This is a genomic window from Microbacterium sp. (assembly GCF_047606685.1).
In the GTDB taxonomy this organism is placed as follows: Bacteria; Actinomycetota; Actinomycetes; order Actinomycetales; family Microbacteriaceae; genus Microbacterium.
Genome location: NZ_JASGEC010000080.1, coordinates 1 through 7,989, shown reverse-complemented (window position 1 = coordinate 7,989; position 7,989 = coordinate 1). Strand labels below are relative to the sequence as shown.

Here is a 7,989-nt window from a genome sequence, read left to right as displayed (position 1 = left end):
CGCGTGGCGCGGGCCCGCGCCGCGGCATCCGCCCGCCTGCGCTCGTCGCGCGCCGCCGCGTGGCTGCTCGACCTGCTCGTCGCGCTGCGCCCGGTGTGGTGGGTCGCGCGCGGATGGGCGCTGTACGCCATCCCGGCGAGCATGCTCGACGACGGTGATTCGAGCCCGTGGCGTCCGAACAGCCTCGGCTCGTGGCTGATGCTGGCGGCGATCGTGCTGCTCAGCGTGCAGTGGGGGCGCGGCCGCTGGGCGCCGGCCGCGTGGCTGCGCGGCCTGCGGATCACGGCGAGCGTGGTCGCCGTGGCGCTGCTGCCGATCCTCATCGGGGCCGCCGTCAACGCGATGGGCAACGCGGGCGAGGCCGTGGACTACGACGAGTCGTACTCCACGCCCGGGCTGGTGCTCGACGGCAAGGATGTGAAGAACATCTTCGCCTACGACGCCGCCGGCGAGCCGATCGACCGCGTACAGCTGTTCGACCAAGACGGCAGGCCGCTCACGACGGTCGGCGCGAACCGCGACGACGGCGTCGTCTGGGACGACCGCTGCGGCGACGATGGCGACGCGCCCGTGGCGCTCACCTCCCCAGGGCGCGCCCCGGTGTGGAACGTCTTCCCGCTGCGCGTGGTGCCGGACGGATGCTTCGAGGACGAGCCGAGCGTCGCCGACGCCATCGCTCCGACGTTCCCGTTCCGCCTCGTGCCCTCCGCCGAGGACGTGGATGCCGCGGCCACCCCGCGCGAGGGCGAGGATCCGGTCGTTGAGCGAGGCCCGCAGAGCCGAGACGAAACGCCCTGACCTCAGCGCGCAGCACGAGCCCTCAGCGGGCCGCCCACCACGCGCGCAAGCGCCGTTCGGCCTCCGCCTCGCCGACGATCCCCTCGTCGAGCCGCAGGTCGAGCAGGAACCGGTACGCCTCGCCCACCTCGCGGCCGGGCCGGATGCCGAGGACCTCTTGGATCCGGTTGCCGTCGAGCTCGGGGCGCATGGCGTCGAGCTGCTCTTGCGCGGCAAGCTCGGCGATGCGCCGCTCGATGTCGTCGTACGCCGCCGCCAGGCGCGCCGCCTTGCGGCGGTTGCGTGTGGTCACGTCGGCGCGGGTGAGGATGTGCAGGCGCTCGAGATCGTCGCCGGCGTCGCGCACGTACCGGCGCACGGCCGAGTCGGTCCACGCTCCCTCCGCGTAGCCGAAGAACCGCAAGTGCAGCTCAATGAGCTTGCAGACGGCATCGGTCGTCGCGGAGTCGAAGCGCAGCGCGTTCAAGCGCTTGCGGGCCATGCGCGCGCCCTTCACATCGTGGTGGTGGAACGTCACCGCCCCACCCGGCTCGAGCCGCCGCGTCGCGGGCTTGCCGATGTCGTGCAGCAGCGCGGCCAGCCGCAGCGGCACGTCGGGCGGAGAGCCAGGATGCCGCGAGTGCTCGAGGTCGATCGCCTGCCGCAGCACCGTCAAGGAGTGCTCGTACACGTCCTTGTGGTGGTGGTGCTCGTCGACCTCGAGCTGCAGCGCCGGGATCTCGGGCAGAAACTCGTCGACGAGCCCGGTCTCGACGAGCAGGCGAATGCCGCGCACCGGGTCGTCGGTCTGCAGCATCCGCACCAGCTCGGACTGCACGCGCTCGGCGCTCACGATCCGCAGAGTCTCGCGCAGCTCGGTGATCGCCGCGACCGTGCCGGGGTCGACGTCGAACCCGAGCTGGGCGCTGAAGCGCGCAGCGCGCAGCATCCGCAGCGGGTCGTCCCCGAAACTGATCCGCGGGTCGGCGGGCGTGCGCAGGATGCCGCGGACGAGATCCTCCACGCCTCCCGACGGGTCGACGAGCGTGCGCGACGGGATGCGCAGCGCCATCGCGTTGACGGTGAAGTCGCGGCGCGCGAGGTCGCCGTCGAGCGAGTCCCCGAACTCCACGGTCGGCTTGCGGGTGGCGCCGTCGTAGCTGTCGGCGCGATAGGTGGTGACCTCGACCTGCTCGGGGCCGGCGGGGGTCGGGATGCGGGCCCCGATCGTGCCGAAGTCGCGCCCGATGTCCCACCGCGCGGTGCTGATCGGGGCGACGATGCGCAGGATATCGTCCGGGCGCGCGTCGGTGGTGAAGTCGAGGTCGTGCGTCTGGCGGCCGAGCAGCGCGTCGCGCACGGGGCCGCCGACGAGGGCGATCTCGTGGCCGGCGTCCTCGAACGCGGCGGCGAGCGTGGCGACGGCCGGGGATGCCGCGAGCGCGCCCAGGCGCGCGACCCCCTCCGCCATGTTCAGCATGGTTTCGAGCCTACGGCCCCGCCTCCGATCGCCGAGCTCCGTGACCACGGGAAAAGAGCGCGGGTCAGGCGAAGCGGAGGAAGCCCGTGAAGACAAGGTCGCGCACACGCGGCAGCAGGTCCGCGCGCAGGGCCGCGGCATCCACTCCCAGCAGCTCGGCGATCGCCGCGATGAGCGGGCCGACCGCGAGGTCGCCGTCGCACGCGCCGACGAGCGCCGCCAGCGCCGGATCGACCGACAGCGCGCGGCCGAAGCCGCCGCCCTGGCGCAGCTCGATGACGGTCGGGTCCGCGACGCCCGGCCGGTGGTGGCGGGCCTCCGTCACGTCGGGCGCGACGACGAGGATGGATGCCTCCAGCCCGCCGTCGTCGACCAGCTCGAGCCGGTCGTGGGAGTGAAGCGCCGCGGCGAGGTGCGCTCCGAGCCCGGACAGCTCGACGTGCTGCGGCACACGCTCATATCTTTCGAGCGTCGGCGGTCCGGCGAGCGGCCGGCGCAACAGCACGTAGCCGAACCCGATCGCGGTGACCCCGCGCCGGTCGAAGTCGTCGAGCCACGCGTCGACGAGCTCGGCGTGCCTGGCGCTGCCGGGAGCCGTGCCTCCGTCGCGAATCCACAGCTCGGCGTACGCGATCGGGCTGAGCGCCTCGCGCTCGACGATCCAGGCGTCGAGCGGCGTCGGCGACTGCGCGACCCACTCGCGCACGCGGTCGAGCCCGCCGACACCGCCACGCGTCTCCCAGTTGCCGAGCAGCTGCGCGACGCCGCCGGGCTCGAGGTGCGCGCCGACGCCGCGGACGACCGTCGCAACGAGCTCGTCTCCCGACATCCCGGCGTCGCGGTACTCGTACGCCGGCACCCCCGCCGCGCGCGGGGTGATGACAAACGGCGGGTTCGACACGACACGGTCGAACAGCTCCGTCGCGGCGAGGGGCTCGAAGAGGCTGCCGAGCCGGGTCTGGATGCCCTCGACGCCGTTCAGACGCGCGTTGAGCTCGGCGAACCGCAGCGCGCGGGACGAGACATCCATCGCCACGACCCGGACCGGCCCCTGCGCGCACCCCGGCCCCTGCGCGCACCCCGGCCCCTGAGCTTGTCGAAGGGCCCGCAGGGCCTGGATGCCGCATCCCGTGCCGATGTCGAGCACGCGCCTCGCCGGCGTCGGCAGCTGCAGCGCGGCCAGCGTGAGCGACGCGCCGCCGACGCCCAGCACGTGGTCTTCGGGCAGCGGGCCGCCGAGCGCCATCTCGTCGAGGTCGCTGGCGATCCACCACTGGCCGACACCCTGCTCGTCGGCGAACGCCTGCGGCCGCACGAGCGCAGTCGGCACGATGCCGGCCGGCTCCGATCGGGCAAGCCCCAGCTCGACAAGGCCCGTCGCCGCACAGCGCGGCAGAGCGGCATCGACGTCGGCCGCGGGCTGCGGGGCTCCGAGCACGAACAGGCGGCCGAGCACGGCCACCGCGTCGTCCCGGCCGGCCAGCGCGTGCAGCGCCGGGCCGCGCAGCCCGCGGGCGATCGCGTCGTCGGCGTCCGGCCCCCACGCGGTTCGAAGAGTGGATGCCGTGTACCCGGCGTCGCGCAGATCGTCGGCGAGCGCGGCGCAGAGCGCCGCATCCGGGTTGGGCGCGGTGTGGGGCACAGGCATCCCCCCATTCAACCGCCCACACGCTCGCCCGCGCCCCCATGCTCACCCCCGGCGCCACGCTCACCCCCACCACACGCTCAGCCGTCACTTCTCGCCGATGCCCGGCGTGCGGCATCCGCCGGAAGCGACTGCTGAGCCATCGCTGCCCGGCTCGGCAGGCGCTTCTCGTGGGTGCTGGGCGACGACACCCACCGAAACCGACTGCTGAGCGCACGCCAGCACGACGACCGCGCGGCCGCGCGCGCCCTCGGGTTGCGCGCAGGCCGGGCTCGTAGAATCGGTGCGACCGTGCGGTCGCGAATCGCACCGACCAGGACGCAAATGACCGTGAGCTCCCCCCCAGCGGGCACGACCGCACGCCGCGACGGCGGCCGCGGCCGCGCACGCCCGACCCGTCGGCTGCTCGCCGCCGCCGCGATCGCGACGATCGCCGCGCTCGGCGCCGGGGGGATGCCGGCATCCGCGGCCCCGGCATCCCTCACCACCACCAACACCCTCACGCCCAAAACCCCCGAGCCGACGCCCGACAGCACCGACTCGACGTCGGAGAGCACCGAGGTCGGGCTCACGCTCGCCCCGGTCGGCAACGGGGTCGTTGAGCCGGGCGACCACCTCTCGGCATCCATCACGATCGCCAACGGCACGCCGCTCGACCTCGCTCCCGGCACCCTCGCCCTCGAGCTCGGCGACACCGCGATCACCGACAGCAGCCGACTCGAGGCGTGGCTCGCCGGCGAAGTCGGCAGCATCCGCACCCGCTCCGTCTCGGTCAGCTCGACGTCGAGCGTCGAGTCCGACACGACCGTCACGCGCAGCTTGTCGATCGCCGACGACGATCCGGCGTTGGCCGAACGCGCTCCCGGCGTCTACCCCCTGCTGGCTCGCTATCAGCGCGCGGGAATCGAGCTGGTCTCCACGAGCGCCATGATCGTGCCCCGCACCGGCAGCACGGTGTCGCCGGTCGCGGTCGTGGTTCCGATCACCGCGGGGCCGCTGACGACAGGCCTCCTCGACGCCGCACAGCTCGAGGAGCTCACCGCGCCGGGCGGCTCGCTGAGCGAGCAGCTCCAGGCGGTGGCGGGATCCGACGCGATCCTCGCCGTCGACCCGGCGATCCCGGCCGCCATCCGCGTGCTCGGCGACACGGCGCCTGACGACGCCGTCCGGTGGCTCGAGGTGCTCGAGAACCTGCCCAACACACGCTTCGCGCTGCAGTTCGGCGACGCCGACGCTGCGGCGGAGCTCGCCGCGGGGCTGAAGCGCCCGGCCGGGCCCACAACCCTGCAGTACGCGATGTCGCTCGAGGACTTCCCGACGCAAACGCCTACCGCGACCCCCACGGCAACGCCCGCCGCCGACGGCACCGAGCTCCCCGACCTCGAGGCGCTGCTCGGCATCGGCGGCGGCCGCAGCGACCTGTTCTGGCCAGCCCCGGGCCAGGCCGGGACAGACGTGGTCGAGGCGCTCGCCGACACGGGGCCCGAGGCGACGACGCTGATCCCGTCGGAGACGGCGGAGGGGATGCGGGCCGCCCAGAGCGGGTACGGCGTGGTAGGCGAGAGCAAAGCCCCGGTGCTCGTCTACGATTCGGCAATCTCCGCCGCGCTGCGCGAGGCCTCGACCACCGAGGCGACGGTGCTGCGAGGACGGCCGCTCACCGCGGCGACCGCGCTCCTCGCGCTCGCGACCACCGCGGCGGGCGATGCCCCCGTCTTCGTCACCGTGGATCGCGCCGCCGATCGCTCGCGCACGGCCCTGACCGCCGCGATCAGCGCCGCCACGGCCCTGCCCACCACACGCGCGGGCTCGTTGCGCGATCTCGTCGACGCCGAGCCGACCGCCGTCACGATCCCCGACGCGGAGCCCGACGCCAAGCGGGGGCGGCAGGCATCCGCCCTGTTCGCCGACGAGGCCGACCTCACCGAGTTCGCGTCGATCCTCGCCGACCCCACCTTGCTCACTGGCCGTGAGCGGGCCGAGGTGCTGCAACTGCTGGGCGTCGGCTGGACCCAGACGACGGAGTGGACGACCGCGTTCTCCGGACACCGCGAGGCGACGCGCGCCACGCTCGACGCCGTCTCGATCCTGCCGCCGAGCGCGGTGAACCTCGCCACCTCCGACGCCTCGCTGCGCTTCTGGGTGCGCAACGAGCTGCCCTACCCCGTCTCGGTGCGACTCGTGGCAACGCCCGACGACCTGCGCCTCGACGTGCAGCGCGAGACGCCGATCGACGACGCGACCGCCGCCAGCAACACGCGCGTCGCCGTTCCGGTGCGGGCCCGGATCAGCAACGGCGAGGTCGCGATCCGCCTGCAGCTGCTCAGCCCGACCGGCGTGCCCGTCGGCCGAGCTCAGTCGGCGGCGATCAACGTGCGCGCCGACTGGGAGGGCATCGGCGTGGGCGTCGTGCTGGCGCTGATCGGCGGCTTCATCGCGCTCGGGCTGGTGCGCACCGTCCTGCGCCGGCGCGCAGCGAGGAGAAGGGATGCCGCGGGCGACAGCGCGGCGGGCGACTCGTGAGCGGCCTCGGGCGCGCCAGCATCCTGATCGGCGCCGGCACTCTCGTCTCACGGGTGACGGGCCTGCTGCGCTCGATCGTGCTCGTTGCCGCCATCGGCGCGACCGCCTCGGCCGACGCGTTCTTCGTGGCCAACCAGTTGCCGAACACGATCTACATGATCGTGTCGACCGGCATCCTCACCGCCGTGATCGTGCCGCAGATCGTCACCGCCAGCCGCGCCCCCGACGGCGGGTCGGCGTTCATCTCGAAGCTGTTCACGCTGGGCACGGTCGTCCTGCTCGGCGTGACCGCGATGGCGGTCGCGTGCGCCCCCTTGCTCGTGCGGCTGTACGCCCCGGCGTTCTCGGGCGACCAGCTCGCGCTCTCCACGGTGTTCGCATACTGGTGCCTGCCGCAGATCTTCTTCTACGGGATCTACGCGCTTGTCGGCGAGACTCTCAACGCCCGCAACGTGTTCGGGCCGTTCACGTGGGCGCCTATCGTGAACAACGTCGTCTCGATCGCCGGCTTCGGCCTGTTCATCGCGATGTTCGGCGCGGGCACGAAAGACGCCGCGTCATGGACTGCCGAGATGACGACGCTCGTGGGCGCGAGCGCGACGCTCGGCATCGTGCTGCAGGCCGGCGTGCTGCTGCTGTTCTGGCGGCGCACCGGCGCGCGGCTGCGGCCCGACTTCCGCTGGCGCGGAATGGGGCTCGGCAACATCGCGCGGCTCGCGGGCTGGACCTTCCTGATGATGCTGGTCACGCAGCTGGCCGCGCTCGTGCAGTCGATGGTGTACTCGACCGCGTCCGACGCGGGCGAGCCCGGCCAGGCGATCGCGGGCAACGCGGCGTTGATCTTCATCCTCCCCTACTCGATCATCGCCCTCTCGATCGGGACGCCATACTTCACCCGGCTGAGCGAGCACGTCGCCGCGGGCCGCCACGACGACGTGCCGCAGGATGTCTCCACCAGCGTGCGCTCGATCTCGCTGCTCGTCGTGCTCTCCACCGCCGCGCTCGCCGCCGCCGCTGTGCCCGCGTCGCGCGTGTTCACCACGTCGTCGGACGAGGCGGTGCAGGCCGCGATCGTGCTCGGCGGGTTCCTCGTCGGCCTCGTGCCGATCGGCGTGCTGTTCACGGTGCAGCGCACGTTCTACGCCTACAACGACACGCGCACGCCGTTCTTGTTCACGCTCGTGCAGGCGGCGATCGCGGCCGGGCTCGCGGCCGCCGCGATGGTCCTTCCCCCCGACATCCGCACCGCCGGCGTCGCGCTCGGGCAGTCGGTGTCGATCCTCGTGCAGGTCGTGCTGGCGACGCTGCTCTTGCGGCGCACCGTGGGCGCGCTGCGCGTGCGGGCATGGATGCAGGCGCTCAGCCGGTACGCGATCGCCGCCGTGCCCGCGGGGTTCGCCGGCTGGGGCGTCTTCCTGCTGCTGGGCGGCCCGAGCGGCTGGACCGCGTCGTCGCAGCTGCTGGGCGCGCTGGGCGCAGCGGTGATCGCCGCGCCCAGCGCGGCCGTGTACGTGGCGCTGCTCGCGGCGCTGCGCGCCCCCGAGCACCGGCGCGAGCTCGGGGG

At 73.5% G+C, this 7,989-nt stretch carries 5 protein-coding genes; 3 read left to right on the top strand and 2 right to left on the bottom strand.

Features of this window, described 5'->3' with window-relative positions; genetic code table 11:
- Window positions 1-798 (top strand): hypothetical protein (locus tag QM611_RS09700; protein ID WP_415079712.1); only part of this gene is annotated, 798 nt, incomplete at its 5' end.
- A gap of 22 nt (window positions 799-820) precedes the next feature.
- Here the strand turns inward: QM611_RS09700 and QM611_RS09695 are convergent.
- Both QM611_RS09695 and QM611_RS09690 read right to left on the bottom strand, forming a co-directional pair.
- Window positions 821-2,257: a CCA tRNA nucleotidyltransferase gene (locus tag QM611_RS09695; RefSeq protein ID WP_415079711.1), complete on the bottom strand. Its 1,437-nt coding sequence runs from the start codon at window positions 2,255-2,257 to the stop codon at window positions 821-823.
- A gap of 64 nt (window positions 2,258-2,321) precedes the next feature.
- Entirely contained in the window at window positions 2,322-3,905 is a 1,584-nt protein-coding gene (locus tag QM611_RS09690; protein ID WP_415079710.1) for a methyltransferase, read from the bottom strand.
- 327 nt (window positions 3,906-4,232) lie between these two features.
- Between QM611_RS09690 and QM611_RS09685 the strand changes: the two genes are divergently transcribed.
- Window positions 4,233-6,425, top strand: a complete 2,193-nt coding sequence (locus QM611_RS09685) for a DUF6049 family protein (RefSeq protein WP_415079709.1) — start codon at window positions 4,233-4,235, stop codon at window positions 6,423-6,425.
- On the top strand, window positions 6,422-7,989 hold a 1,568-nt coding region (gene murJ / locus QM611_RS09680; RefSeq protein WP_415079708.1), incomplete at its 3' end, for a murein biosynthesis integral membrane protein MurJ. The genes QM611_RS09685 and murJ, both read left to right, overlap by 4 nt.